At 73.0% G+C, this 25,014-nt stretch carries 26 protein-coding genes and 1 riboswitch; of the genes, 11 read left to right on the forward strand and 15 right to left on the reverse strand.

Annotated features, from left to right (window positions below; all coding sequences use genetic code 11):
- Window positions 1-54: 54 nt before the first annotated feature.
- The 10 genes from ACP56T_RS14105 to ACP56T_RS14150 all read right to left on the reverse strand — a co-directional run bounded on the left by ACP56T_RS14105 (window position 55) and on the right by ACP56T_RS14150 (window position 8,568).
- On the reverse strand, window positions 55-1,539 hold the full coding sequence (locus ACP56T_RS14105; RefSeq protein WP_430912761.1) for a methyl-accepting chemotaxis protein: 1,485 nt from the start codon (window positions 1,537-1,539) through the stop codon (window positions 55-57).
- 206 nt (window positions 1,540-1,745) lie between these two features.
- Window positions 1,746-2,975 carry a molybdopterin molybdotransferase MoeA gene (locus tag ACP56T_RS14110; RefSeq protein ID WP_430912762.1) on the reverse strand — a complete coding sequence of 410 codons (1,230 nt, stop codon included), beginning with the start codon at window positions 2,973-2,975 and terminating at the stop codon, window positions 1,746-1,748.
- On the reverse strand, window positions 2,972-3,457 hold the full coding sequence (gene moaC / locus ACP56T_RS14115; RefSeq protein WP_430912763.1) for a cyclic pyranopterin monophosphate synthase MoaC: 486 nt from the start codon (window positions 3,455-3,457) through the stop codon (window positions 2,972-2,974). Before moaC ends, ACP56T_RS14110 begins: the two co-directional genes overlap by 4 nt.
- Complete coding sequence (gene trpC, locus ACP56T_RS14120; protein ID WP_430912764.1) at window positions 3,454-4,332, reverse strand: indole-3-glycerol phosphate synthase TrpC; 879 nt, start codon at window positions 4,330-4,332, stop codon at window positions 3,454-3,456. Before trpC ends, moaC begins: the two co-directional genes overlap by 4 nt.
- A gap of 8 nt (window positions 4,333-4,340) precedes the next feature.
- Complete coding sequence (gene trpD, locus ACP56T_RS14125; protein ID WP_430912765.1) at window positions 4,341-5,366, reverse strand: anthranilate phosphoribosyltransferase; 1,026 nt, start codon at window positions 5,364-5,366, stop codon at window positions 4,341-4,343.
- Between the two features lie 53 nt (window positions 5,367-5,419).
- Window positions 5,420-6,034, reverse strand: a complete 615-nt coding sequence (locus tag ACP56T_RS14130; RefSeq protein WP_430912766.1) for an anthranilate synthase component II — start codon at window positions 6,032-6,034, stop codon at window positions 5,420-5,422.
- Window positions 6,035-6,098: 64 nt separating this feature from the next.
- A complete protein-coding gene (locus ACP56T_RS14135) occupies window positions 6,099-6,461 on the reverse strand; it encodes a helix-turn-helix domain-containing protein (protein ID WP_430912767.1) in 363 nt (120 codons plus the stop codon).
- Complete coding sequence (locus tag ACP56T_RS14140; RefSeq protein ID WP_430912768.1) at window positions 6,443-6,712, reverse strand: BrnT family toxin; 270 nt, start codon at window positions 6,710-6,712, stop codon at window positions 6,443-6,445. Before ACP56T_RS14140 ends, ACP56T_RS14135 begins: the two co-directional genes overlap by 19 nt.
- An 84-nt stretch (window positions 6,713-6,796) precedes the next feature.
- The gene (locus ACP56T_RS14145; protein WP_430912769.1) at window positions 6,797-8,206 is read right to left on the reverse strand and encodes a malonyl-CoA decarboxylase; all 1,410 of its coding nucleotides are present in this window, start codon (window positions 8,204-8,206) and stop codon (window positions 6,797-6,799) included.
- Between the two features lie 161 nt (window positions 8,207-8,367).
- Complete coding sequence (locus ACP56T_RS14150) at window positions 8,368-8,568, reverse strand: hypothetical protein (RefSeq protein WP_430912770.1); 201 nt, start codon at window positions 8,566-8,568, stop codon at window positions 8,368-8,370.
- Between the two features lie 389 nt (window positions 8,569-8,957).
- On the opposite strand from ACP56T_RS14150, the gene ACP56T_RS14155 reads away from it, so the two are divergent.
- A complete protein-coding gene (locus ACP56T_RS14155) occupies window positions 8,958-10,133 on the forward strand; it encodes an MFS transporter (RefSeq protein ID WP_430912771.1) in 1,176 nt (391 codons plus the stop codon).
- On the opposite strand, the gene cobD is transcribed toward ACP56T_RS14155, so the two are convergent.
- Window positions 10,126-11,166 (reverse strand): threonine-phosphate decarboxylase CobD, encoded by a 1,041-nt coding sequence (cobD, locus tag ACP56T_RS14160; RefSeq protein WP_430912772.1) that lies wholly within the window; start codon window positions 11,164-11,166, stop codon window positions 10,126-10,128. The genes ACP56T_RS14155 and cobD overlap by 8 nt on opposite strands.
- Here cobD and cbiB point away from each other — a divergent pair.
- Window positions 11,143-12,135, forward strand: a complete 993-nt coding sequence (gene cbiB, locus ACP56T_RS14165; RefSeq protein WP_430912773.1) for an adenosylcobinamide-phosphate synthase CbiB — start codon at window positions 11,143-11,145, stop codon at window positions 12,133-12,135. The two genes, cobD and cbiB, sit on opposite strands and share 24 nt — an antisense overlap.
- 7 nt (window positions 12,136-12,142) lie before the next feature.
- On the opposite strand, the gene ACP56T_RS14170 is transcribed toward cbiB, so the two are convergent.
- The 4 genes from ACP56T_RS14170 to cobU form a co-directional block, all read right to left on the reverse strand.
- Window positions 12,143-12,613, reverse strand: a complete 471-nt coding sequence (locus ACP56T_RS14170) for a major capsid protein (protein ID WP_430912774.1) — start codon at window positions 12,611-12,613, stop codon at window positions 12,143-12,145.
- A gap of 64 nt (window positions 12,614-12,677) precedes the next feature.
- Window positions 12,678-14,147 (reverse strand): cobyric acid synthase, encoded by a 1,470-nt coding sequence (locus tag ACP56T_RS14175; RefSeq protein WP_430912775.1) that lies wholly within the window; start codon window positions 14,145-14,147, stop codon window positions 12,678-12,680.
- Between the two features lie 178 nt (window positions 14,148-14,325).
- A complete protein-coding gene (cobO, locus tag ACP56T_RS14180) occupies window positions 14,326-14,940 on the reverse strand; it encodes a cob(I)yrinic acid a,c-diamide adenosyltransferase (RefSeq protein WP_430912776.1) in 615 nt (204 codons plus the stop codon).
- Window positions 14,937-15,458: a bifunctional adenosylcobinamide kinase/adenosylcobinamide-phosphate guanylyltransferase gene (cobU, locus tag ACP56T_RS14185; RefSeq protein ID WP_430912777.1), complete on the reverse strand. Its 522-nt coding sequence runs from the start codon at window positions 15,456-15,458 to the stop codon at window positions 14,937-14,939. The genes cobO and cobU overlap by 4 nt, the downstream gene beginning before the upstream one ends.
- A 76-nt stretch (window positions 15,459-15,534) precedes the next feature.
- Window positions 15,535-15,728: riboswitch (cobalamin riboswitch) on the forward strand.
- Between the two features lie 37 nt (window positions 15,729-15,765).
- On the opposite strand from cobU, the gene ACP56T_RS14190 reads away from it, so the two are divergent.
- From ACP56T_RS14190 to cobJ, 9 genes are read left to right on the forward strand one after another with little or no spacing between them, the layout of a single operon-like run.
- Window positions 15,766-15,948 (forward strand): CbtB domain-containing protein, encoded by a 183-nt coding sequence (locus ACP56T_RS14190; protein WP_430912778.1) that lies wholly within the window; start codon window positions 15,766-15,768, stop codon window positions 15,946-15,948.
- A 30-nt stretch (window positions 15,949-15,978) separates the two neighbouring features.
- Window positions 15,979-16,728 carry a CbtA family protein gene (locus ACP56T_RS14195; RefSeq protein WP_430912779.1) on the forward strand — a complete coding sequence of 250 codons (750 nt, stop codon included), beginning with the start codon at window positions 15,979-15,981 and terminating at the stop codon, window positions 16,726-16,728.
- Entirely contained in the window at window positions 16,721-17,110 is a 390-nt protein-coding gene (locus tag ACP56T_RS14200) for a DUF1636 family protein (RefSeq protein WP_430912780.1), read from the forward strand. Before ACP56T_RS14195 ends, ACP56T_RS14200 begins: the two co-directional genes overlap by 8 nt.
- Window positions 17,107-18,141 (forward strand): cobalamin biosynthesis protein CobW, encoded by a 1,035-nt coding sequence (gene cobW / locus ACP56T_RS14205; protein WP_430912781.1) that lies wholly within the window; start codon window positions 17,107-17,109, stop codon window positions 18,139-18,141. The genes ACP56T_RS14200 and cobW overlap by 4 nt, the downstream gene beginning before the upstream one ends.
- A gap of 13 nt (window positions 18,142-18,154) precedes the next feature.
- The gene (gene cobN / locus ACP56T_RS14210; protein ID WP_430912782.1) at window positions 18,155-21,445 is read left to right on the forward strand and encodes a cobaltochelatase subunit CobN; all 3,291 of its coding nucleotides are present in this window, start codon (window positions 18,155-18,157) and stop codon (window positions 21,443-21,445) included.
- Window positions 21,442-22,710: a precorrin-3B synthase gene (locus ACP56T_RS14215; RefSeq protein ID WP_430912783.1), complete on the forward strand. Its 1,269-nt coding sequence runs from the start codon at window positions 21,442-21,444 to the stop codon at window positions 22,708-22,710. The genes cobN and ACP56T_RS14215 overlap by 4 nt, the downstream gene beginning before the upstream one ends.
- Window positions 22,707-23,339, forward strand: a complete 633-nt coding sequence (locus ACP56T_RS14220; protein WP_430912784.1) for a precorrin-8X methylmutase — start codon at window positions 22,707-22,709, stop codon at window positions 23,337-23,339. The genes ACP56T_RS14215 and ACP56T_RS14220 overlap by 4 nt, the downstream gene beginning before the upstream one ends.
- The gene (locus ACP56T_RS14225) at window positions 23,339-24,130 is read left to right on the forward strand and encodes a precorrin-2 C(20)-methyltransferase (RefSeq protein ID WP_430912785.1); all 792 of its coding nucleotides are present in this window, start codon (window positions 23,339-23,341) and stop codon (window positions 24,128-24,130) included. The genes ACP56T_RS14220 and ACP56T_RS14225 overlap by 1 nt, the downstream gene beginning before the upstream one ends.
- Window positions 24,127-24,894 carry a precorrin-3B C(17)-methyltransferase gene (gene cobJ / locus ACP56T_RS14230; RefSeq protein ID WP_430912786.1) on the forward strand — a complete coding sequence of 256 codons (768 nt, stop codon included), beginning with the start codon at window positions 24,127-24,129 and terminating at the stop codon, window positions 24,892-24,894. Before ACP56T_RS14225 ends, cobJ begins: the two co-directional genes overlap by 4 nt.
- The last annotated feature ends 120 nt before the right edge of the window (window positions 24,895-25,014 follow it).

Consider the following 25,014-nt stretch of genomic DNA (forward strand, 5'->3'; position numbering starts at 1 on the left):
CGCCCGTGCAACGGACGCGGCCCTCTGACGGATGAGCGCGAAGGGAACGGACGGTCAGCCGAGGGCTCTCGCCGCGACGGCGACCTTCTGCACCGAATCGTCCACCGCGCCGGCGGCCTGGGCGATGCCTTCCATGTTGCGCTGGACCATGCCGACGCTGTCGGCGGCGGTCTGCATGTTCACGGACATGTCGCGGGTCACGGCGGCCTGCTCGGTCACGGCCGAGGACACGCCGATCGAGATCTGACTCAGATGCGCGATGGTCTTGGCGATGGCCTCGATGGCGCTGACGGCATCGGCCGTGGCGCCCTGGACGGCACCGATCTGGGTGCCGATCTCCTCCGTCGCCCGCGACGACTGGGCGGCGAGCGCCTTCACCTCGGAGGCGACCACGGCGAAGCCCCGGCCCGCCTCGCCCGCGCGGGCCGCTTCGATGGTGGCGTTGAGGGCGAGAAGGTTGGTCTGGTCGGCGATGGAGCGGATGAGCGTCACCGCCTCGCCGATCTTGTCGGCGGCCGTGGTCAGGCTCGACACGATGGCGCCGGCCTCCTCGGCCTTGCGCACGGCCTCGTCGGAGGCGCTCTGCGCCTGGACCGCATGCCGGCTGAGTTCCTCGATGGAGGCGGCGAACTCCTCCGCGCCGGCGGCGACCGCCTGGACGTTGTCGGAGGTGCGCGCCGCCGTCTCGGTGGTGACATGCGCCTGACGGGTCACGTCCGACATGGCGTGGGTGATCGCCTGGATGTCAGCGTCGATGGTGCGCTGGCCGTCCACCCGGCGCAGCCGGTCCTTGACCTGGGCGGTCACGTCGTTGGCGAACTTGACCACCGACATCGGCTTGCCGTCGGGGCCCAGGACAGGATTGTAGGCGCCGAAGATCCAGACGTCGCCGCCGTTCTTGGCGACGCGCCGGAACTCGCCGGCCTGATACTCGCCGCCGGCGAGCGCCGCCCAGAACGCGCGATAGGCCGGCGTGTCGCGCTCGGCGGCGGGCATGAAGATCGAATGGTGGCGCCCCTTCACCTCGTCGAGGCGGTAGCCCACGGTCTTGAGGAAGTTCTCGTTGGCATTCGTGATGATGCCGTCGAGGGTGAAGTGGATCACCGCCTGCGAACGGTCGAGGGCGGCGACCTGCCCTTCGTAGAGCGCGTCGCGCATCTTGCGCGCGGTGATGTCGGTGGCGAACTTCACCACCTTCACCGGCCGGCCGCTCCGGTCGAGAACCGGGTTGTAGGAGCCCTGGATCCAGATCGTACGGCCGCCCTTGCCGACCCGCTGGAACTCCCGTGCCTGGAACTCGCCGCGCCGCAGGGCGTCCCAGAAGGCGCGGTATCCATCGCCTTCCCGCTCGTCCTTCGGCACGAGCATGCTGTGATGCTGGCCGCGGATCTCGTCGAGCGTGTAGCCGATCGCGTCGAGGAAGAGCTGGTTGGCCGCGAGGATGCGTCCGTCCATGTCGAATTCGATGCAGCCCTGCGAGCGGTTGAGGGCGGCGACGATGGCGTCGGATCGGAACGACGGGAAGGACAGGAAGGACATGGAGGATCACCGGAACGGCGGGGGACGGTGTGAGCCTGCACGGCACTGATTAAGGGCGCGCTAACCGAAAAACCGTTTGAATAAAAAAATCATGAGTCTCCGTTTCGACAGACGGGCAATATAGATTTTTATTCACGACGCCCGCAGCCAAATGCCTCGAACTCCGGCGCTCGCCGCAACGGCGAACGCGACGGATCGGGCGCCGCTCAGATCAGGGCGCGGTCGAGGCGGATGATGCGGCAGGGGGAACCGGCGGGGGCGGCGGGCGCATGCGGCGCGCGCACCAAAAGCGCCTCGGCCCGGCCGAGCACCGACAGCATGGAGGAATCCTGGCGGTTCTCGGGATGCACGACGGGCACGCGGTCGGGCGCGGTATCGAGGCGGGCGCGCAGGTAATCGGCGCGCTCGTCGTTGGGGCCGAGGTCGCGCCCGAGGGTGCCGGGCTCGCTGCGGTCCGCGCCGGCCTGCGGATCGCCGAGCAGCGCCCGGATCGCCGGCACCACGAAGAGCAGCCCGCAGACGATGGAGGAGACCGGGTTTCCCGGAAGCCCGATCACCATCATGCCGCCGAGACGGCCCTGCATCAGGGGCTTTCCCGGCCGCAGGGCCACCCGCCAGAAGCCGAGTTCGAGCCCTTCGGCGGACAGGGCCGCCTGCACGAGATCGTGGTCGCCGACCGAGGCGCCGCCCAGGGTGACGAGCAGATCGGCGCCCCCGGCCTTCGCGCGGCGAAACGCCTTCGCGAGATCGTCCCGGTCGTCGCGGGCGATGCCGAGATCGATCGCCTCGCCTCCGGCGGAGCGCACCAGGGCGGCCAGCGCCAAGGTGTTCGAGGCGACGATCTGGTCCCAGGCGGCCGGTTCCCCCGGCGCCACGAGTTCGTCCCCCGTGGCGAGGATGGCGACGCGGGGCCTTCTGCGCACGTAAACCCCGGCATGGCCAGCCGCCGCAGCCAGCGCCAGACGCCGGGCATCGAGCGTGTCGCCGGCCGCCAGGATCGCGTCCCCGGCGACGAAATCGAGGCCGGCGGCGCGCAGGAAGCGGCCGGCGGCGACGGGCTCGCGGGCGGTGATCCGCTCGCCCTCGGCGCTCGCGTTCTCCTGGATCAGGATCGCGTCGGCCCCCTCCGGGACGGGCGCGCCGGTGAAGATCCGCACCGTCTCGCCGGGGCCGATCCTGTCGGAGAAGCCGTGCCCGGCGGCGCTGGTGCCGATCAGGCGCAGAACCGCCGGCACCCGCGCCACGTCGGCGGCGCGCACGGCGTAGCCGTCCATGGCGGAGGCCGGAAAGGGCGGCTGCGTGCGCGCGGCGGCGAGGTCGGCGGCGAGCGTCCGGCCGAACGCCTCGGCGACGGGCACGGTCTCGGTGGAAACGGGGCCCTCGACGCTGCCGAGGATGCGCGCCAACGCCTCGGCGACGGGGATGAGCCCGCTCACGCCACCGCGTCCGCGCGATAGGCGCCGGAGCGGCCGCCATCCTTGGCGAGCAAACGGATGCCCTCGATGCGCATGCCTCGGTCGGCCGCCTTCACCATGTCGTAGACGGTGAGGCAGGCCACCGAGACGGCGGTGAGCGCCTCCATCTCGACCCCCGTCGGCCCCTGCACCTTCACCTCGGCGGTGACGCGCAGGCCCGGCAGGGCGTCGTCGGGCTCGCAATCGACGCGGACCTTCGAGAGCAGCAGCGGATGGCAGAGCGGGATCAGCTCATGCGTGCGCTTGGCCGCCATGATGCCGGCGAGCCGGGCGGTGCCGATGACGTCGCCTTTCTTGGCGTCCCCCTCGCGGATCAGGCGGAGCGTCTCGGGCAGCATCACCACCACGCCCTCGGCACGGGCCGTGCGGGTGGTCGCGGCCTTGTCGGTCACGTCGACCATGTTGGCGGCGCCGCTGGCGTCGAGATGGGTGAGCGCGCTCATGTCTTCTTCGACTTGTGGGCGGATTTCGATGGCTCGGCGTCGCCGAAGAGCAGGCGGCGGGTCGCCTCGGCGACGTCGGCCTGCCGCATCAGGCTCTCGCCGACGAGCACCGTGTCGAGCCCGGCCGCGTGCAGGCGCAGCACGTCCGCGTGGCCGGAGATCCCGCTCTCGGCTACCGCGATACGGTCGGCGGGGATGCCGGGCTTGAGATCGATGGCGGTCTCGAACGAGACCTCGAAGGTCTTCAGGTTGCGGTTGTTGACCCCGAGGAGCCGCGTGTTCAGCGGGATCGCGCGGGCCAGCTCCTCGGCGTCGTGGACCTCGACCAGCACGTCCATGCCGAGCTCGTGCGCCGTCTCGACGATGGCGACGGCCTCGTCGTCGTCGAGGCAGGCCATGATCGCGAGCACGCAATCGGCCCCCCAGGAGCGCGCCTCGTAGACCTGGTAGGGCTCGAACAGGAAATCCTTGCGCAGCACAGGCAGGGAGCAGGCGGCGCGGGCCTGTTTCAGGTAGTCTGGGCTCCCCTGGAAGGACGGCTCGTCGGTGAGCACCGAGAGGCAGGTGGCGCCGCCCTTCTCGTAGGCGGCGGCGAGCGTCGCCGGATCGAAATCCGCGCGGATCAGGCCCTTGGAGGGCGACGCCTTCTTCACCTCGGCGATCAGGGCGGGACGGCCCTGCGCGACATGGGCCGCGATGGCGTCGGCGAAGCCGCGCGGCTTGTCCATCCTGGCGGCGCGGGCCTCGAGCTTGGTCTGCGGCACGCGCAGCTTCGCCTCGGCGATCTCGCGGCGCTTGTAGGCCTCGATCCGCGCCAGCACGGTCTGGCGGGAGGATGCCTCGCCGCCGGCGGCGTTCGCGCTCGTGTCGGACATCGGCGGCCTCAATCGGTCGGGCAGGCGTTGGAGACTTGGACGAGCCGGGCGAGCGTGCCTCGGGCGGCCCCCGACGCGACGGCGGCATCGGCCCGCGCGACGCCCTCGGACAGCGAGGTCGCTACGCCCGCCACGACCAGCGCCGCACCCGCGTTGAGAACCGCGATGTCGCGATAGGCGTTGCGCTCCCCGTCGAGGACGGTGGCGAGCGCGCGGGCGTTATGCGCGGGATCGCCCCCGCGCAGGTCCTCGAGGGTCGAGAGGCCCAGGCCCACCTCGCGCGGGTCGATGGAGAAGCGCGAGAGCACCCCGTCCGCGATCTCGACCACCGCCGTCGGGCCCGTCACGGTGATCTCGTCGAGCCCGTCGGAGCCGTGCACCGCCCAGACCCGCCTCGTGCCGAGATCGGCCAGCACCCGCGCCAGCGGCTCGGCCCAGGCGGCGGCGGAGACCCCGAGGAGCTGGCGCTCGACCCCCGCCGGATTGGCGAGCGGCCCGAGCAGGTTGAAGATGGTGCGCATGGGCAGTTCCGCCCGCACCGGCGCGACGTGGCGCATGGCGCCGTGATGCGTCTGCGCGAACATGAAGCACAGGCCGGCCTCCGAGAGGCAGCGCTCCAGCCCGGCGGGGCCGAGACCGAGCGTCACCCCGAGGGCGGCGAGCACGTCGGCCGCGCCGGAGCGCGAGGTCGCGGCCCGGTTGCCGTGCTTGGCCACCGGCACGCCGCAGGCCGCCGTCACGATCGCCGCGAGGCTCGAGACGTTGTAGCTGCCGGAATGATCCCCGCCCGTGCCGACGATGTCGACGGCCCCGGCGGGGGCGGCCACCGTCACCATCCGCGCCCGCATGGCGGAGACCGCGCCGGCGATCTCGCCGGGGGTCTCGCCGCGCAGCTTCAGGGCCGTGAGGAAGGCGCCCGCCTGCACCGGCGTGACCTCGCCGGAGAGCAGGTCGTCGAAGGCCGCGCGCGCCTCCGCCCTGTCGAGGGCGAGGCCGGAGGCGACCTTGGCGAGATGGGGCCTGAAGGAATCCATGCTCGGGCGGCGTTGCTGTCGCGGATGGCGGCGAGCGATCGCCGCGTCCGGCGTCAATGCACGCCGTCGCCGCGCTTGTCACGCCCCGCATTCCAGGCGGCGGCGATGTCGAGGAAGTTGCGCAGGATCTGCGTGCCGTGCTGGGAGAGGATGCTCTCGGGGTGGAACTGCACCCCGTGCACGGGCAGGCTGGCATGCTCCAGCCCCATGATGAGCCCGTCCGCCTCCGCCGTGACGGTGAGCGTGTCCGGGCAACCGGCCCGGTCGACCACGAGCGAGTGGTAGCGCGTCGCGGCAAAGCTGTCGTTCAGCCCCCGGAAGATGCCCGAGGCCCCGTGCGTGATGGTCGAGACCTTGCCGTGCATCGGGGTCGGCGCGCGCACCACCCGGCCGCCGAAGGCCTGCCCGATGGATTGCAGCCCGAGGCAGACCCCGAAGATCGGGATCTCGCCCGAGAGGTCGCGCACCACGTCGAGGCAGACGCCGGCCTCGTTCGGCGTGCAGGGGCCGGGCGAGAGCACGATCGCCTCGGGCGCCTTCTCGCGGATGCCCTCCACCGTGATCGCATCGTTGCGCACCACCTCGATCGCGCCGCAGAGCGGGCCGATGAGGTGCACGAGGTTCCAGGTGAAGGAATCGTAATTGTCGATGACGAGGACGGAGGACATCGCAAGGGGTCTCGGACGCGCGCGACGCGGTGTGAAGGCTCGCGCGGGCGGGGTCAACCAGGCATCAGGCGGCCGTGGCGCGGCCGAGCCGCAAGGCCCGCAGCGCCGCCTCCGGTTCGCGATCGAGGATGTTCAAGAGCGAGCGGACATAGGGCGGGATCGCTGTCCTGCCCTGCTCCCAGTTGCGGTAACTGGCCAGCGGCGCATCGATCAGTTCCGCGAAAGCGGCCTGCGACATGCCGAGCCGCTCGCGGATCATGTGCGGCGGATGAACCACGACACCGCCCTCATAGAGGCTTTCATCATCGGGATCGAAGCCGTCCTCGATCATGAAGCGGCGGATGTCCTCCTCGGTGGTGGCGTCGAACTCGGCCCGGTCGACGACCGCCGGCCGTGCCATCGCCTCGGCTAAGGTGATGCGTGCCACGCTGCTCTCTCCTTTCGATTGGACGGCCACGCCGTGACGATCCATCGAACGTCGTCCCGGTCCGTATAGACGACGGTGATGAAATCCTTTTCGATGCACCCAACGGCAATCATGCGGGTCTCACCGTAATCCCGACGACGATCCTCCCACGCTATGTAACGGCCGAAAAAGATCGCTCCGACAGCGTGAAGGTCTATCGCTCGCTCGGCGAGAACCTTTGCCCGCTTCAGCGGATCGCATCGGAATTCCATCTCCGAAACTACGCTCTCAGCGTATATTCGTCAATGCCAAGATAAGTCGACCCTTCGTCCGACGAGCGCAGGCGCGCACCGCATTCACGCCTCCGCCAGCACGACGGCCCTCGGCGGCGGCAGGTTGGCGCGCAGCTCGCGGCTGACGGCGCTCGAGGCGGCGACGGTGCCGAGATTGGCGAAGGTCTCGTGGTTCTTCTCGATGGCCGAGAGGTCGTAGAGGTAGTTCACCATCAGCCCGTAGGACTGCTTGAGCCCCTTGGGCGAGACGTCGCCGAGGAAGTTCAGGCGCTCCAGCCGCGCGCCGTTGCCGAGATGGAAGCGCGCCACCGGATCGAGGGGGCGGCCGCGCTCGTTCTTGGCGCGCAGGAAATAGGCCGCCGCCGCCGGCAGCAGGGCCTTGCGCACGGAATCGGCCTTGGCCTTCTCGGTGGACCAGTCGGGCTCGTCGAGGAGGCGCAGGGCCTCGACATCGTCCTTCGTCAGCCCCTGCGGCGCGTCGGCCCGGCGCTCGCGGTCGAGCCAGCGCCCGAAGCCCGGCACCGGGGAGAGGGTCACGAAGGTCTTGAGCGTCGGGATCTCGCGGGCGAGGTCCTCGACCACCTGCTTGATGAGGAAGTTGCCGAAGGTGACGCCGGCAAGCCCCCGCTGGCAGTTCGAGATCGAGTAGAACACCGCGCAGGTGGCCTGGCGCGCCGACAGCGCCTCGCGCCCATGGGCGAGGATCGGCGCGATGGCGGAGGCGATGCCGCCGGTGAGCGCAACCTCCACGAAGATGAGCGGCTCGTCGGCCAGCGCGGGATGGAAGAAGGCGAAGCAGCGCCGGTCCGGCGGCTCGATGCGCCGGCGCAGGTCGTCCCAGCCCTGGATCTCGTGGACCGCCTCGTAGCGGATGATCTTTTCGAGGATATGCGCGGGCGTCGTCCAGTCGATATGGCGCAGCACCAGGAAGCCCCGGTTGAACCACGAGGCGAAGAGATGCTCGAAATCGCCGTCGAGGCTCTCCGTGGCATCGAGGAGGGCGGTGTCGGGCTGCTCCCCGCCGACGAGGCTCCTGCGCAGGTCCATCAGGTCCTCGCGCATGCGCACCAGCGCCAGGGTGCCCTCGCGGGCGAGGTTGAGGCGGCGGATCAGCTCCTGGCTGCGCGGCTCGGCAGCCTCGTGCAGCAGCCCGAGCCGGGCCCGCGTCGGCTCGGCGCGATAGGCCGCGATCGCCTCGTCGACGGCGCGGTGGTCGGCGTCGAACTCGAGCGCGATCAGGGTCAGGAAGGCGCGGCGCTCCTCCGTGGAGAAGCTGGCGTAGCGGTCGAGGATGAGGCGGGCCAGCGCCACGCCGGACGCCTCGCCGCGCCGGGAGATCAGGTCGTCGCAGAGCTTGACCAGCTCGGCCGGGTTGGCCCGCGCCGCGAGATCGCCGCGCGCGAAGCCGATGAGGTCCCGGCCACGGTCGCTGATCGTCTGGAGAAGGTCGCCGAAGAAGGAGCTCGCCGCCATGGAGTGCCGCCCGTCCCGTCCCCGCTGAACCCGGCCGCCGACCGCGGCCGGACGCCCCTGCGCGGCAGTCTACGTGCCCCTCCGCGTCACGGCCAGAGCCACGGCCGCCCTGCGGCGGCGCGGCGCATGCGCCGGAACCGGGCCTTTCGGCGAGAGCCGGCCTACGGGCGTGCGTCGGTCGCCTCGACATCGGCGCGGTCGGCGCGCTCGCGCCAGTCGCCGAGGCCGCGCTGGCGGGCGAAGCGGAGCTCGCCGGCCCGGCGCGCGCGGTCGGCGCTGCGGGCCCGGCCGATCTCCACCGCTCCCACCGGGAACGGCACTCCGAGGATCTCCTTGGCGAAGCTGATTCGGTAATGCGACATGCAGAACTCGCGGCAGAGGGGGCGCCGAACCCGCGGAACCATCCCGCCCGATTCGGGGGCGCCCGATACGGATAAGACCCAAAAACGCGTCCGGTAGCCAGCGCAGCATCCGCGCGGAAAACTACGTGGTTTGCCTGTGGCGCTTCCTTGTCGGCGGGAGCCGCCGGCCGACCCGACACGACGCTCGACATTGGCACCGGAGCTGGGCACCGGAACGGAGCCCCGCAAGCGGGTTGCGACAACGGCCCGCGCCGGGTTCCGCCTCGGATCACCGCCCGGCGGTTGCCAGTCGCCGGGGCGCGGGCCTAGGCAGGCGCCCGCCTCAACAGGTTCTCGCCCATGCGCCCTTCCTCGCCCTCCTCCACCGGCCGGGCCCCGTCGTGACGGACATGCCGGGACGGTCGCCCGCGCTCACGGACCGCGCGCGGATCGGGCTGACGCTGATCGCGGGCGGGGCGGTGGCCAACATCTACTACAACCAGCCGCTGCTCGCGATGCTGGCGGCCGAGTTCGGGCCGAGCGCCGCGCTCTGGGTGCCGGCCGCCTGCCTCTCGGGATACGGGCTCGGCATCGTCGGGCTGGTGCCGCTCGGCGACGGGTTGCCCCGGCGCAGCCTCATCATCGGCCAGCTCCTGGCGCTCAGCGTGGCGCTCGTCGGCGCCGCCCTCGCTCCCGATCTCGCCGTGCTGGCGCTGGCGAGCCTGTTCATCGGCATCCTCGCCTCGGCGGCGCAGCAGGCGGTGCCCTTCGCGGCGGAACTGGCCCCCGACGCGAGCCGGGGCAGAATCGTGGGGCAGGTGATGACGGGCCTGCTCAGCGGCATCCTGCTGGCGCGCACGGCGAGCGGATTCGTCGGCGCCCATCTCGGCTGGCGGGCGGTGTTTCTCGCCGCCGCCGTCGTGGCGCTCGGCATGGCCGGCATCGCCGCCGCCACCCTGCCGCGCACGCCCACCGGAAAGCTGCGTTACGGCGCCCTGATGCTCTCGATCCTCGACCTCGTGCGCACGCAGCCGGTGCTGCGCGCCGCGAGCCTGTCCCAGGCGCTGCTGTTCGCCGCCTTCAACGCCTTCTGGGCGACGCTGGCGCTGCTCGTGGAGGGAGAGCCCTTCGGCCTCACCGCCGCCGGAGCCGGGCTCTTCGGGGTGATCGGGGTGGCCGGCGCGCTGATCGCGCCGCTGTCGGGCCAGTACACCGACCGGCATGGCGCCCGTCCGATGGTGGTCGCGGGGGCGGCCTGCGTGCTCGCGGCCTTCGCGGTGCTGTGGATCGCCGGAGGCGTCTCGCTCGTCGCGATCGGGGCCGGCGTGCTGCTCATCGATATCGGCATCAACGGCGCGCTCATCGCCAACCAGACCCGCGCCTACGCGCTGGTGCCCGGCGCGCGCGGACGCATCAACACCGTGCTGTTCACGGCGATGTTCGCCTTCGGGGCGCTCGGCGCCTTCGCCGGCTCGCAGGCGTTCCTGCTCGCAGGCTGGCCGGGGGTCTGCGCCGTGGGCGGCGCCCTCTCGGCGGCGGCCCTCGCGGTGGCGCTCCTCGACCGCTCCGGCCGCCCCGTCACTTGAGTTGGCGCGACAGCCGGCACCAGTCCTCGGGGGAAGCGGGCAGGCCGAAGCGCAGGCGCGAGGGCGCCTCGGGGAAGCGCCGCACATAGATGCCGGCCTCGCCGAGCTTTCGGAACAGCGCCGGACCGTCCGCGACATCGGCGGTGCGGAACAGCGCCGTGCCGCCGACGACCTCCCCGCCCCCGCGCCGGATCATCCGGTCGAGCCGCGCGGCATCCGCGAGACGGGAGGCAGCCGCCTCCGCCCGCCAGGGCAGGTCCGCCAGCGCCGCCGCGCCGATATGGAGCGCCGGCCCCGAGACCGCCCAGGGCCCGAGCGCGGCGGCGACGGCGGCCGCCAGATCGGGTTCCGCGAGGACGAAGCCGAGGCGCAGGCCGGCGAGCCCATAGGCCTTGCCGAAGGAGCGCAGCACCGCGAGCCCCGGCGACGGGTGTCCGCAGAGGCTGTCCTCCGGCTCGAAATCCGCGAAGGCCTCGTCCACCACGAGCAGCCCGCCGCGCCCGTGCAACCGGCCGGCGAGATCGAGCAGGGCGGAGCGGGGGAGGCGGCGCCCGTCCGGGTTGTTCGGGTTCACCACCACGGCGACGTCCGCCGCCGCCAGCGCATCGGGATCGGCAACGGTCTCGACCGCATGGCCCGAGCGCGTCCAGGCGGCGGCATGCTCGGCATAGGTCGGCCCGAGCACGGCGACCCGGCCGGGCGCGCGGAGGCGCGGCAGGGTCTCGATCAGGATCTGCGTGCCCGGCGCCGGCACGACGCGGGCCGGATCGGGAGCGCCGTAGGCGAGCGCCGCCGCCTCGCGCAGGCGCCGGTGCTCGGCCGCCGAGGGCAACCGCTCCACCGCGCTTGGCGGCAGCGGCGGACACGGGTACGGGACCGGGTTGATGCCGGTGGAGAGGTCGAGCCATGGCTCGGGCGCCTCGGGGAAGAGGCGGCGCGCCGCGTCGAGGTCGCCGCCATGCGGCACCGCCGCCTGACCGCAGAGAACCGCCGCCGCGCGCGAAAAAAGATGTCCTGGACCGCCCTCGCCCATCCGCCCCTGACGCTCGTCGTGCTGGCGCTCGCCCTCGCCATCGAGGCCGCCGCCGGCTATCCCGACGCGCTCTACAGGGCGCTCGGCCACCCTGTCACCTGGATCGGCCGTGCGATCGCGGCGCTGGATGCGCGGCTCAACCGGGGCGGCCCGGCCGCCCGGCGCCTGGCGGGGGTCGCCGCGCTGCTGGCGCTGCTCGGGCTCGTCGCGGCGGCGTCCGTCGCGCTGACGGCGCTGGCCGTCCTGACGGGACCCGTCGCAGGCATCGCGCTCGCCGCGCTCCTCTGCGCCAGCCTGCCGGCCCAGCGAAGCCTGCATCTCCACGTTGCCCGCGTCGCCTCCGCCTTCCGCGCCGAGGGGCTGGACGGCGGCCGGCGGGCGGTCTCGATGATCGTCGGGCGCGATCCGCAGAGCCTCGACGAGGCAGCCATCTGCCGGGCCGCCATCGAGAGCCTCGCCGAGAACTTTTCCGACGGGATCGTGGCGCCGGCCGTCTGGATCGGGCTGCTCGGGCTGCCGGGCGGGGCGCTCTACAAGGCGATCAACACCGCCGACAGCATGATCGGCCATCGCACGCCCCGGCACGAGGCGTTCGGCTGGGCCGCCGCGCGGCTGGACGATCTCGTGAACCTGCCGGCCTCCCGGCTCTCGGCCGGGCTGATCGTCGCCGCCGCCGCGCTGCATCCCGGCGCGTCGGCCGGGGATGCCTTGCGCGCGATCCGGCGCGATGCCGGCAAGCATCGCTCCCCGAACGCCGGCTGGCCGGAATCCGCCATGGCGGGGGCGCTGGGCCTGAGGCTCGCCGGCCCCCGCATCTATGGCGGCGTGCGCGTCGAGGATTCCTGGATGGGCGACGGCCGGGCCGAGGCGGCCCCCGAGGACATCGAGCGGGCGCTGGCGCTCTACCGCACCGCCTGCCTCATCCTGTTCGCCCTGGCCGCCGTCGGGGCCCTCTTGCTCGCCGTCTGAGCCGACGTCAGAGGCAGGGCGCGACGATGGTCGTCCTGCCCTCCTTCACGGCGTCGGACACGTTCAGCAGCGAGAACTTCTCCGACCGACCGAGGCCCGGATATTCGACGGCGAAGCTCTCCGCCTTGCTGGCGATGAGCGCGCTGGCCAGGTTCGCGAGCGCGAATCGCTCCCCGCGCACGGTGGTCGGGCCGTAGCCGTCGGTGACGGAGAAGGCGAAGTTCCTGCCGTCGACCACCACCTGCACGTCGACGGGCTTGCCCTTCGGCGCCTGGCTCGCCGGCCCCTCGACGATGATGCCGCCGCGCCGGTCCGGCGTTCCCGAGCCGCAGAACAGGATGAAGCGGCCGCCCTCCCGGTTGCGGATGCTCGCCTCGACGTTGCCCTGGCCGGTGCCGACGGTCCAGCGGTAGTCGACGGCCTGGGCCGCCGCCGTATCGAACAGGATCATGAGGGCAACCGCGCAGATCAGGCGCATCGGGCATCTCCGTTCCGTTGACGAGGCGACCTGAATACCCGCCCGACGCCGCCGAGCGAAACGATCAGCGCATCGCCTCCGCGGCGAGCGCCAGCAGCCGGTCGCAATCGACATGGCGCTCGAGATGGTCCGCGAGCGCGTCGAGCACCGTCTCGATACCGGCCTCGTAGGACGCCCCGTCCGACACGGCGCCGAGCCGCGCCAGCCACGCCGCGCGCTGGCGGTCGTCCGAGAACAGCCCGTGGACGTAGCTGCCGCAGACCAAACCGTCCGCCGAAACAGCCCCGTCGACGCGCCCGTCCGCGAAACGCAGCAGCGGCCGCGCCGCGTCGGGGCCGACCGTCTCGCCGACATGCATCTCGTAGCCGGCGAAGGGAGCGCCGTCCGGCAGGCTGTTGCCGGCGACCGATTCGAGGCGCTTCAGCGGCGTCATCGCCGTCTCGACGGCGAGGAGGCCGAGGCCGGGGACGCTGCGCGGCGCGCCCTCGATGCCGTGCGGATCGCTCAGCGTGGTCCCGAGCATCTGGTAGCCGCCGCACAGGCCGAGCACCCGGCCGCCGCGCCGGACATGCGCCTTCAGATCGACATCCCAGCCCTGGGCCCGGAAGAACTCCAGATCGTCGATGGTGGTCTTGGAGCCCGGCAGCAGCACCAGCGCCGCGTCTCCGGGGATCGCCTGCCCCGGATGCAGCAGCAGCACCTCCACCTCGGGCTCGGCCCGCAGCGGGTCGAGATCGTCGAAATTGGCGATGCGCGGCAGCACCGGCACCACGATTCTCTTGCGCCCCCCCGCGCCCGGCCCGGACCCCGCCAGCCCGAGCACGTCCTCCGCCGGTAGCCGAACGGCCATGGGAAAATGCGGCACGAGGCCGAGCGGTGCCCAGCCGGTGCGCTCCGCGATGAGCGCCATGCCGTCCGCGAAAAGGCTCGGATCGCCGCGAAAGCGGTTGACGACGAAGCCACGGATCATGGCGGCATCGTCCGGGTCGATCACGGCCTTCGTCCCGACGAGGCTGGCGATGACGCCGCCCCGGTCGATGTCGCCGACGAGCACCACCGGCGTCCCCGTGGCGCGGGCGAAGCCCATGTTGGCGATGTCGCCGGCCCGCAGGTTCACCTCGGAGGCCGAGCCCGCGCCCTCCACCAGGACGAGATCCGCCTCCCCGCAAAGGCGCGCGAAGCTGTCGCGCACCGCCTCCATCAGGCGCGGCTTCCAGCCTTGGTAGTCGCGTGCCTTCACGGTCGCGACCATGCGGCCCTGCACCACCACCTGCGAGCCGATCTCGCTCTGCGGCTTCAGCAGCACCGGGTTCATGTGCACCGAGGGCGCCACTCCGGCGGCGCGCGCCTGGAGCGCCTGGGCGCGCCCGATCTCGCCGCCATCGGCGGTGACTGCGGCGTTGTTCGACATGTTCTGCGGCTTGAACGGCCGCACCCTCAAGCCCCGCCGCGTGAAGGCGCGCGCCAGCCCGGCCACGATCAGCGACTTGCCGACATCCGAGCCGGTGCCCTGGATCATGATGGCGCGGGTCATGGCGCAAATGTCCTTCCTTCTCCCCCTCGCGGGAGAAGGTGGCCCGCGAAGCGGGTCGGATGAGGGGAGCGACCTTTCCGGAGAGGGCGCTCCCCTCTCCCGACCCTCGCCGACGCGAGGGCCACCCTCCCCCGCAGAGGGGGGAGGGAGGAGCGCCTGATCCGGCGGACGCGCCTCGTCAAAACTCGATCCCCTCCTGCGCCTTCACCCCGGCGGAGAAGTGGTGCTTCACGTTGCCCATCTCGGTGACGAGATCGGCCGCCTCGATCAGCGCCGGCTTGGCGTTTCGGCCGGTGACGACGACATGCAGGTCCGGCCGCCGGGCGGAGAGGGTCGCGACCACGGCGTCGAGGTCGAGATAGCCGTAGCGGAGCGCGATGTTGAGCTCGTCCAGCACGATGAGCCGGATGCTCTCGTCGGCCATGAGCTCGCGGGCCTTGGCCCAGGCCTCCTCGCAGGCGGCGATGTCGCGGGCCTTGTCCTGCGTCTCCCAGGTGAAGCCCTCGCCGAGCGTGTGCCAGGAGACCTGGGTGCCGAAGCGTTCGAGGGCATGCCTCTCACCCGTGTCCCAGCCGCCCTTGATGAACTGCACGCAGGCGACCCACCAGCCGCGCCCCAGCGCCCGCAGCATCAGCCCGAGGGATGCCGTGGTCTTGCCCTTGCCGGGGCCCGTGTTGACGATGAGCAGGCCCTTCTCGATGGTCTTGCCCGCGACCTCGGCGTCCTGAGCGGCCTTGCGCTTCTCCATCTTGGCGCGATGGCGGTCTTCATCCCGAACTCGATCTTCGCTCATCGGGGCTCCTTCACGGTCATCGGCAGGCCCGCCACCATGAAGATCACCGCGTCGGCGGCGGCGGCGAGGGCCTGGTGGAGCCGCCCCGCCTCGTCGCGGAAGCGGCGGGCGAGGGCGTTGTCGGGCACGATCCCGAGACCCACCTCGTTGCCGACGAGCACGAGCGGGCCGGGCGCCTCCGCGCAAGCCGCTACGAGCGCCCGCGACGCCGCCGGAACGTCGGCCTCCGACAGGATCAGGTTCGTGAGCCAGAGGGTCAGGCAGTCGACCAGCACCGGACCGCGCGCGGCGGAGACCGCCTCGGGGAGGCGGAGGGGCACGTCCTGCGTGATCCAGCCGCCGGACCGGCGCTCACGGTGGATCGCGATGCGCTCGCGCATCTCGTCGTCATAGGCCTGGGCGGTGGCGAGGTAGAGCCAGGGCGCCGGACGGGCCTCGATCAGCGCCTCGGCGTGCCGGCTCTTGCCGGAGCGGGCGCCGCCGAGCACCAGGGTCATCCGGGGAGCGGGGGAAGGCATCCGGCTCCTTTGCCCGAAAGCCGCCGCCCCGGTCAAAGGGCCGGCCCTTCCCGCGTTGTGCGCATCGCGGCGACAGGTTACAAGCGATGAGGACGGTGCCCCGGCAACGGGGTGAAAAGGGAATGCGGTGACGGGAGCGATCCCGGATTCCGCGGCTGCCCCCGCAACTGTGAGCGGCTAGCTCCTGCCAACACCCACCGGAAGCGTCCGGGAAGGCGGCAGGCGCGGCGATCCGCGAGCCAGGAGACCTGCCGTCGCCCGCGTTCCACAACCGATGCCGCCGGCGGGGCGGCGGGAGACGTTCGACATGACCAGCACCGTCCAGACCCTCGGCCGCATCGAGACCCGCACCGGCGAGCGCCTCGCCGCCGTCGCCATGGCCGCCCTGTTCGGGTTCGGGCTGGTGTTCATGGCGGGCTTCTCGCCGGCCTCCGTGCTGCACAACGCGGCGCACGACTTCCGGCATACCCAGAACTTTCCCTGCCACTGAGCGCACGCGCTCCCCTCAGGCAGGTTTCCCATGATCGTCCGGCTTCTGTCGGCGGCGCTCGCCGCCGGCTTCTTCGCGGCCGTCGTCGCGACGGGTCTTCAGCTCGCGCTGACATCCCCCCTCATCATCGCCGCCGAGCGCTACGAGACGGGTGCGCATGCGGCTGTGCCCTCGCGCGCCATCGTCCACGCGAATCTCGTCATCCCGGTCCACGACCACGGGCACGCTCAGGCCCCCGCCGATGCGAAGCCCGAATGGCAACCCGCGCCCGGCCTGCCGCGCATGGCCTTCACCGGCCTCGCCACCCTGGTCGGGGCGGTGGGCTACGCGCTGCTGCTCGGCGCCGCGATGGTCGCCATCGGCCGCGAGCCGACGCCGGAGCGCGGGCTCGCCTTCGCCGTCGCCGGCTTCCTCGCCGTGGCGCTCGCGCCGGCGCTCGGCCTGCCGCCGGAACTGCCCGGCAGCGAGGCGGCGCCCCTCGCCGCCCGCCAGGCATGGTGGGCGATGACCGCTCTCTCCACCGCCATGGGGCTCTATCTCATCCTGATCCGGCGCGTGCCCATCACCATCCTCGGCGGGCTCGTGCTGATCGTGGCGCCGCACGTCGCCGGCGCGCCGGAGGCGGCTGAAACGGCATCCGCCCTCCCGGCAGGGCTCGCGGCGCAGTTCGCAGCCCGCTCGCTGGCGGTCTCCTTCGTGTTCTGGGCGGCGATCGGCCTCGGCTTCGGCTGGACCTGGCGGCGGTTCGGCGCGGCGACGGGTGAGACCGCCCGTGCCTGATCCCGTCACCCTCTATGTCTGCACCACCTGCCGCGCGGAGGGCGACGCCTCCGAGCCGAGGGCCGGGGCGAGGCTGCTGTCGTCCCTGAGCGAGGCGCTGGCGGAGCGTCCCGCCGCCGGCATCCGCATCGAGCCGGTGGAGTGCCTCTCCGTCTGCAAGCGCGCCTGCACCGTGGCCGTCGCCTCCCCCGGCCGCTGGACCTACGTCTACGGCGATCTCGACCCGGCCACCTCCGCCGCGACGATCCTCGACGGGATCGGCCTCTATGCCGACACGCCGGACGGGATCGTGCCCTGGAAGGCCCGGCCGCAAGCCTTCAAGTCGGGCGTCGTCGCCCGCGTCCCGCCCCTCCCGCAGCCCATGCCCGAGGCCGCCGAATGACCCTTCTCGCCAAGATCCCCTGCACCATCGTCACCGGCTTCCTCGGAGCCGGCAAGACGACGCTGGTGCGCCATCTGCTCGAGAATGCCGGCGGGCGCCGCATCGCCATCCTCGTCAACGAGTTCGGCGATGTCGGCTTCGACAAATCCTTCCTCGCCGCCTGCGGGGTCGAGGGCTGCACCGAGGAGTCCATCGTCGAATTGCCCAACGGCTGCATCTGCTGCACCGTCGCCGACGACTTCGTGCCGGCCCTGACGAGCCTGCTCGACCGGGCCGAGCCGCCCGAGCACATCCTCATCGAGACCTCCGGCCTCGCCCTGCCCAAGCCCCTGGTGCAGGCGTTCCAGTGGCCGGCGATCCGCTCGAAGGTGACGGTGGACGGGGTCGTCGCCGTGGTCGACGCCCCGGCCGTGGCCTCGGGCGCCTTCGCGGACGACCCGCAAGCGCTCGCCGCCCAGCGCGCCGCCGATACGAGTGTCGACCACGACAACCCGCTGGAGGAGGTGTTCGAGGACCAGCTCCTCTGCGCCGACCTCGTCGTGCTCAACAAGGCCGACCTGATCGACGCCGCCGCGCTGGCGAAGGTCCGCGCCGATGTCGAGGGCCACCTGCCGCGCGCCGTGAAGGTGGTCGAGACCGATCACGGCCGCATCGATCCGCGCGTGCTGCTCGGGCTCGGCGCCGCCGCCGAGGACGATCTGGACGCCCGCCCCTCGCATCACGGCGAGGGCGAGGACCACGAGCACGACGACTTCGAGACGGTCTCGTTGGCCGTCCGCGCAGGCATCACCGCGGCCGATCTCGCGGCCCGCGTCACCGCCGCCGCCGAGACCAAGGACGTGCTGCGCATCAAGGGTTTCGCCGAGGTCGAGGGCAAGCCGATGCGCCTCGTGGTGCAGGGCGTCGGGCGCCGCGTGACCCATCATTTCGACCGGCCGTGGCGCGCGGGCGAGCCCCGCGACGGCCGGCTCGTGGTGATCGGCCTCAAGGGCTTCGACCGCGACGCCGTCGCCGCCGCGCTCGCGGGATAGCGGGAGGGGCGCCATGCACCTGATCCGCGTCGACACGGTCTCCCTCGACGAGGGCGAGGCGGCGGTCGACCTGGGCCAGGAGCCCGGCGACATCGTCGTCCTCTCCTTCACCGATTCCGATCTGTTCGGCGTCGCCCGTGCGCATGAGGCGGAGCCCGGCCTGCCCAGCCTGCGGCTCGCGAAGCTGGCGAAACTGCGCCATCCGATGTCCGTCGACCTCTATGTCGATTCCATCGTCGCCAAGGCGCGCATCGTCGTGATCCGCTGCCTCGGCGGGCTCGACTACTGGCGCTACGGGATCGAGCGGGCGGCGGACGCGGCGCGGGTCAACGGCGTGGCGCTGGTGCTGCTCCCCGGAGACGACCGGCCCGACCCGCGCCTTTCCGCCTACGCCACCCGGCCCGATCTCGCGCCCGTCCTCGACGGCTATTTCCGCGCCGGAGGGCCGGAGAACCTGCGCCGGATGCTGCGCCGGCTCGCCGCCGAGATCGGCCGGGGCGAGGCGCCAGAGCCGCCGCGAGAGCTGCCGCGCGCCTTCCCCTGGTGCCCCGTCGACGGGCCCGTGCCGCTGGAGACCGCGCTCGCGAAGGCGGGCTCGCCGCATGCGCTCCTCCTCGTCTACCGCTCGGCCGTCCTCGGCGGCGACACAGCCCCGGTGGCGGCCCTCGCCGCCGCCCTGAACGAGCGCGGCATCGGCAGCGTGATCCTCGCGGTATCGAGCCTGAAGGACCCGGAGGCCGTTTCCGTGCTGCGCGAGGCGGTCACGGCGCGCCGGCCGGGCATCGTCGTCGCCGCGACCGCCTTCTCCGCCCGCGACGATGCCGGCTTCGTGCTCGACGCGGCGGATTGCCCGGTGCTCCAGGCTTTCACCGCGGGAAGCTCCAAAGCGGCGTGGGAGGCCTCCGCGCGGGGCATGAACGCCGCCGATCTCGCCATGCAGGTGGCGCTCCCGGAATTCGACGGGCGGCTCTCGGGCTTCCCCGTCTCGTTCAAGGAGGAGGCGCCCGAGGTCGCAGGCTTCGCCGAGCGCCGGGCCGTACCCTATCCGCAAGGCATCGCCGCCCTGGCCGACCGGGCGGCGGCCTGGATGCGACTGGCGAGCCTGCCCCGCGCCGAACGCCGCCTCGCCATGGTGCTGTCGGACTATCCGGCGCGCGGGGGACGGGCCGGGTTCGCGGTGGGCCTCGACACGCCGGAGAGCGCCTGCGCGATCCTGCGCGACCTCGCCGATGCCGGCTACGCCGTGGGCGAGCCGACCGAGCCGCGCGCGCTGATGACGGCGCTGACGGAGGGCGAAGCGCCCCTGTCGATCCCGCTGGCGGATTACGAAGGGTGGTTCGCCACGCTGCCGGACGCCTGCCGCGAGAGCGTCGCCGAGACCTGGGGCATGCCGGAGGATGATCCCCTCGTCCGGGACGGCGCCTTCCGCTTCCGCGCGGTCGAGAGCGGAAGCATGAGCGTCTTCCTGCAACCGGACAGGGGCCGCTCGGCCGATCGCAAGACCGCCTATCACGACCCCGACGCGGTGCCGACGCACGCCTATCTCGCCTTCCATCTCGCCCTGCGGCGGCGCTTCGACGCGCTCATCCATCTCGGCACCCACGGCACCACGGAATGGCTGCCGGGCAAGGCCGTGGCGCTCTCGCCGGATTGCTGGCCCGCCCGCGCCGTCGGGGCGCTGCCGGTGGTCTATCCCTTCATCGTGGACGATCCGGGGGAGGCCGCTCCGCTGAAGCGCCGCCTCGGCGGCATCGCCCTCGGCCACCTGACGCCCCGCGTGGAGACGGCCGGGCTCGATGCCGATGCCGCGCGCCTGCGCGAGCTGGTCGAGGAATACTCGGCCGCGAGCGTGCTCGATCCGCGCCGCGCCGACCTGATCGCCCGCGCCATCCTCGACGACGCGGCCTCCGCCGGCCTGGCGCAGGCCGCCGGGATCGACGCCGACACGCCCATGGCCGACGCGTTGACAGCCCTCGACGCGCATCTCTGCGACATCGGCGAGACGGCGTTCCGCGACGGGCTGCACGTCTTCGGCCAGGCGCCCGAGGGAGCCTCCGACACGGTGTCCGCCGCCGCCGAGACCGAGCGGAGGAACCTCCTCGCCGCCCTCGACGGCCGCTTCGTGGCGCCCGGCCCCGCCGGATCGCCCTCGCGCGGGCGCACCGACGTGCTGCCCACTGGCCGCAACCTCACCACCCTCGATCCGCGCTCGCTGCCGACGCGCGCCGCCGCGATCCTGGGAGGCAAGGCCGCCGACGCGGTGGTGCGGCGCTACCTTCAGGACGAGGGCGCCTATCCGGCCCGCATCGTCATGGACCTGTGGGCCTCCCCGACCCTGCGCACCGGCGGCGAGGACGTGGCCCACGCCCTCGCGCTCATGGGCGTGCGCCCGACCTGGGACCACGCCACCACCCGCGTCACCGGGTTCGAGATCCTGCCGCTGGCGATGCTCGACCGGCCGCGCATCGACGTGACCATGCGGGTCTCCGGCGCCTTCCGCGACACCTTCCCGGAGACGCTGGCGCTCCTCGACCGCGCCTCCCGCGCCGTCGCCGAGCGCGAGGAGGAGGACGACGAGAACCCGCTCGCCGCCGCCCGCAGGCGCGGCGAGACGGGGGCGCGCGTCTATGGCGGCGCGCCGGGGCGCTACGGCGCGGGCACCGCCGGGCTCGCCCTCGACGGGGCCTGGGAGAGCCGCGCCGATCTCGGCCGCGCCTATCTCGACGCCACCTCCCACGCCTATGGCGACGCGGAGGAGGCCGATGCCGGCTTCCCCGCGCGGGTCGCCGGGGCGGACGCCTATGTCCATGCCTTCGACGTGGCCGAGCGCGACCTTCTGGACGGCGACGCGGCGGTCGATGCCATGGGCGGCTTCTCCGCCGCCGCCGGGCTCACCGGCAACGTCGCCGCGCTCTACGCCCTCGACATCGCCCGGCCCGAGGCTCCGAAAGCCCGCACCGCGCGCGAAGACGCCTCCCGGCTGATCCGGGCGCGGCTCTCGAACCCGCGCTGGATCGCGGCGCAGCTCCGCCACGGCTACCGGGGGGCGCAGGAGCTGGCGCAGGGGATCGACGCGGTCTTCGTGCTCGCCGCCGCCACCGATGCCGTCTCCGGTGCCGATCTCGACCGGCTCTACGGCGCCTATGTGGGCGACCCCGACACCTTCGAGAGCCTGCGCCGGGCCAACCCGGCGGCGGCGCGCGCCATCCTGGACCGCTTCGAGGACGCCCGCCGCCGCGGCCTCTGGCAGAGCCGCCGCAATGCGCTCCCCGCGGACGCGCTGATGCCGGAGGACGCCGCGTGAGCGCGCTTTCCCGCCGGGCGCTCCCCGACGCGCCGTCCCGTCGCGGCTGGTGCCCGAGCCTCAGTCGCCCGATGCCCACCGGCGACGGCCTGCTGGCGCGGGTCCATCCGCCGCTGGGCATGCTGACTTCCGCGCAGCTTCGCGCCGTGGCGGAGGCCGCCCGCCGCTTCGGCAACGGCCATGTCGACGTCACCGCGCGCGGCAACCTCCAGATTCGCGGCGTGTCCGAGGCGACGGCCCCGACCCTCGCGGCGATGCTCGCGCAGGCAGGGCTCGGCGATGTCCGCTCGGATGGCGGCCCGCAGCGCCTGACGCTGACGAGCCCGCTTGCCGGACCGGTCGGCCTCGCCATCGCCCGCGCCGTCGAGGCGGCCGGTCTCGGCATCGCCCCCCTCCCCGCGAAGACGCTCGTCGCGGTCGAGGGCGCCGGGCTCGCGGGGGCGGAGGCGGACATCCTCGTGCGTCCGGCGGCGAACGGGCGCGCCGCGATCGCGCTCGCGGGCGACGACACGGCGCTGAGCGTCCCGGAAGCCGATGCGGCGGCGACCGTCGCGTCCCTCCTGCGAGCGTTCGCGGCGAGCGGCCGGCGGCGGATGCGCGACCTCTCCCGCGAGGAGCGCGGGGCGATGCTGTCCGCCTGCGGGAGCGCATCGGCCGCCCCCTCCGAGACACCGCCGTCCGCCCTCCCGGCCGGGATGCTCGCGCGCGACGGCGGCGGGTTCGCGGTGGCCGTCGAGGCGCCGTTCGGCCGCTGCGACGCGCCGGCTCTCGACCGGCTCGCCGCCCTCGCCGAGGACTCGTCCTCCGGCGGCGGCGTCCCCGTCCGCACCTCTCCGACGCGCGGGTTCGTGCTCCTCGGCGAGGATGCGCAAGACGCGGCGCGGGCGCTCGCGCGGCTCGCGGAGGCCGGGTTCGTCACCAGGCCCGACGACCCTCGCCGCGCCGTCGCCGCCTGTCCGGGCGCCCCGGCCTGCGCCTCCGGCTCGACCCCGACGCTCGCCGACGCCGCCCGGCTCGCGGACGCCTTCGCGCCGCTGGCGGCGACGGGCCTGAGGGCGCATGTCTCCGGCTGCGCCAAGGGCTGCGCGCACCCGGCGGCGGCCGACCTGACCCTCGTCGGTTCGGACGGGCGCTACGGCGTCGTGCTCGGCGGAACGCCGGCTGCCTTGCCGGCGCGACATCTCACTTTCGAGGCGGCGCTCGAGCGCGTAAGGAGGGCCGCTTCCATGCTCTCCCTCGACGACGCCTTCAGGACGACACCATGAGCGCGCGCCTCGATTATCTGCGCGACGGCCAGGCCATCTACGCGCGCTCCTTCGCCATGATCCGGGCCGAAGCCGATCTCGCGCGCTTCCGGGGCGCGGGCGAGCGCGTCGTGGTGCGCATGATCCACGCCTGCGGCATGACCGACCTGCCCGGCGACGTGGCCATGTCCGAGAACTTCGCGGAAGCCGGCGAGGCGGCGCTGAAGGCCGGCGCGCCGATCCTGTGCGACGTGCGCATGGTCGCCGACGGCGTCACCCGCGCCCGTTTGCCCGCCGGCAACCCCGTGATCTGCACGCTCGGGGACACGCGCGTGCCGGGGATGGCGGCCGAGATGGGCACCACCCGCTCCGCCGCCGCCATGGAGCTGTGGCGCGAGCACCTGCCGGGCTCCGTGGTCGCCGTGGGCAACGCCCCGACCGCGCTGTTCCGCCTGCTGGAGATGCTGGACGAGGGGATTTCCCCGCCGGCCGCCGTTATCGGCATCCCGGTGGGCTTCGTCGGCGCGGCGGAATCGAAGGAGGCGCTGGCGAAGGACGGCCGGGTGCCCTTCGTCGTCGTCCACGGACGGCGCGGCGGCAGCGCCATGGCGGCGGCGGCGGTCAACGCGCTCGCGAACGAGGTCGAGTGATGGAATCCGCCGAGCCCATCCTGCGCGATGCCGCCGGCGAGACGCCGTCGCAGGCGGCGGCCGTCGCCACCGGCACGCTCTACGGCGTCGGCATGGGGCCGGGCGAGCCGGACTACCTGACGGTCCGCGCCGTGCGCGTGCTGGAGCGGGCGCCGGTGCTGGTGCATTTCTGCAAGAAGGGCCGGCGCGGCAACGCCCGCACCATCGCCGACGCGATTCTTCGCGACCCGGCCCGCGAGTTTCCGCTGGTCTATCCGTACACGACGGAGCTGCCGCCGGATCACCCGGACTACGTCTCGGCGCTCGCCGCCTTCTACGAGGACGCGGCGGCGAGCCTCGCGGACCATCTCGGCGCCGGCCGCGACGTGGCGATCCTGTCGGAGGGCGATCCGTTCTTCTACGGCTCCTTCATGCATCTCTGGCGGCGGCTGAAGGACCGCTTTCCTGTCGAGGTGGTGCCCGGCGTCACCGGCATGTCCGGCTGCTGGACGCGGGCCGGCACGCCGATCACCTGGGGCGACGACGTGCTGACCATCCTGCCCGCGACACTCTCGTCGGCGACGCTCGCCGAGCGCCTGCGCGGAACCGACGCCGCCGTGGTGATGAAGCTCGGGCGGCACCTGCCGAAGGTGCGCGCGGCACTCGCGGAGGCGGGGCTCCTGGAGCGCGCCGTCTATGTCGAGCGCGGCACCATGGCCGGCGAACGGGTGGTCCCGCTCCGCGAGAAGGCGGACGACGTCGCGCCCTACTTCTCGATGGTGCTGGTGCCCGGAGAAGGCCGCCGCCCGTGAGCGGCCGCGTCACCGTCATCGGGCTCGGCCCCGGTGATTCCCGCCTGCTGACCGAAGCCGCATCGGAGGCCCTCGCGCGGGCCGAGGACCTGATCGGCTATATCCCCTACGTCGCCCGCGTGCCGGAGCGCGAGGGCCTGCGCCGCCACGCCAGCGACAACCGCGTCGAGGTCGACCGCGCGCGCCATGCCCTGGAGCTCGCCGCCTCGGGCCGCCGCGTGGCGGTGGTCTCGGGAGGCGATCCCGGCGTCTTCGCCATGGCGGCGGCGCTGTTCGAGGCGGTGGAGCGGGGCGACCCCGCCTGGGCGCGCCTCGACATCGTGATCGAGCCCGGCATCACCGCGATGCTCGCCGCCGCCGCCCGCGTCGGAGCGCCGCTGGGAGGCGATTTCTGCGCGCTCTCGCTCTCCGACAACCTCAAGCCCTGGGAGGTCGTGACCGCCCGGCTGGAGGCCGTGCTGCGGGCGGATTTCGTGGTGGCGCTCTACAACCCGATCTCGTCCGCGCGGCCCTGGCAGCTCGGCGCGGCGCTCGAGCTCGCCGCCGGGATCAGGCCACAGGAGACCCCGGTGATCTTCGCCCGCGCCGTCACCCGGCCCGACGAAAGCATCCGCGTGCTGACCCTCGCGCAGGCCCGCGAGGCCCCCGCCGACATGGCGACCCTGGTCATCCTCGGCGCCTCGGGCACCCGGCTGATCCCGCGCGGCGAGGGCGTGAGCCCGTTCGTCTACACCTCGCGCAGCGTGGCGAGGGGCGCGGCGTGAGAAGCCAATCGCACCAAGCCGGATGGGACTCTTCGCGCCTTGCCGGCGCTCTCCTCCCCCTTGCGGGGAGGAGCCGGAGGTGGGGGTGGCGCCGGGTGAACCGCGACGGTGCCTTCTGCT

The sequence above is a fragment of the Methylobacterium endophyticum genome, from assembly GCF_050591105.1.
Lineage (GTDB): Bacteria > Pseudomonadota > Alphaproteobacteria > Rhizobiales > Beijerinckiaceae > Methylobacterium.

Coding starts and splice junctions, on each gene's coding strand:
- ACP56T_RS14105 (WP_430912761.1), bottom strand. CDS start 1,539: ATGTCCTTCCTGTCCTTCCCGTCGTTCCGATCCGACGCCATCGTCGCC.
- moaC (WP_430912763.1), bottom strand. CDS start 3,457: ATGAGCGCGCTCACCCATCTCGACGCCAGCGGCGCCGCCAACATGGTC.
- trpC (WP_430912764.1), bottom strand. CDS start 4,332: ATGTCCGACACGAGCGCGAACGCCGCCGGCGGCGAGGCATCCTCCCGC.
- trpD (WP_430912765.1), bottom strand. CDS start 5,366: ATGGATTCCTTCAGGCCCCATCTCGCCAAGGTCGCCTCCGGCCTCGCC.
- ACP56T_RS14130 (WP_430912766.1), bottom strand. CDS start 6,034: ATGTCCTCCGTCCTCGTCATCGACAATTACGATTCCTTCACCTGGAAC.
- ACP56T_RS14140 (WP_430912768.1), bottom strand. CDS start 6,712: ATGGAATTCCGATGCGATCCGCTGAAGCGGGCAAAGGTTCTCGCCGAG.
- ACP56T_RS14145 (WP_430912769.1), bottom strand. CDS start 8,206: ATGGCGGCGAGCTCCTTCTTCGGCGACCTTCTCCAGACGATCAGCGAC.
- ACP56T_RS14150 (WP_430912770.1), bottom strand. CDS start 8,568: ATGTCGCATTACCGAATCAGCTTCGCCAAGGAGATCCTCGGAGTGCCG.
- ACP56T_RS14155 (WP_430912771.1), top strand. CDS start 8,958: ATGCCGGGACGGTCGCCCGCGCTCACGGACCGCGCGCGGATCGGGCTG.
- cbiB (WP_430912773.1), top strand. CDS start 11,143: ATGTCCTGGACCGCCCTCGCCCATCCGCCCCTGACGCTCGTCGTGCTG.
- cobD (WP_430912772.1), bottom strand. CDS start 11,166: ATGGGCGAGGGCGGTCCAGGACATCTTTTTTCGCGCGCGGCGGCGGTT.
- ACP56T_RS14170 (WP_430912774.1), bottom strand. CDS start 12,613: ATGCGCCTGATCTGCGCGGTTGCCCTCATGATCCTGTTCGATACGGCG.
- ACP56T_RS14175 (WP_430912775.1), bottom strand. CDS start 14,147: ATGACCCGCGCCATCATGATCCAGGGCACCGGCTCGGATGTCGGCAAG.
- cobO (WP_430912776.1), bottom strand. CDS start 14,940: ATGAGCGAAGATCGAGTTCGGGATGAAGACCGCCATCGCGCCAAGATG.
- cobU (WP_430912777.1), bottom strand. CDS start 15,458: ATGCCTTCCCCCGCTCCCCGGATGACCCTGGTGCTCGGCGGCGCCCGC.
- ACP56T_RS14190 (WP_430912778.1), top strand. CDS start 15,766: ATGACCAGCACCGTCCAGACCCTCGGCCGCATCGAGACCCGCACCGGC.
- ACP56T_RS14195 (WP_430912779.1), top strand. CDS start 15,979: ATGATCGTCCGGCTTCTGTCGGCGGCGCTCGCCGCCGGCTTCTTCGCG.
- cobW (WP_430912781.1), top strand. CDS start 17,107: ATGACCCTTCTCGCCAAGATCCCCTGCACCATCGTCACCGGCTTCCTC.
- cobN (WP_430912782.1), top strand. CDS start 18,155: ATGCACCTGATCCGCGTCGACACGGTCTCCCTCGACGAGGGCGAGGCG.
- ACP56T_RS14220 (WP_430912784.1), top strand. CDS start 22,707: ATGAGCGCGCGCCTCGATTATCTGCGCGACGGCCAGGCCATCTACGCG.
- ACP56T_RS14225 (WP_430912785.1), top strand. CDS start 23,339: ATGGAATCCGCCGAGCCCATCCTGCGCGATGCCGCCGGCGAGACGCCG.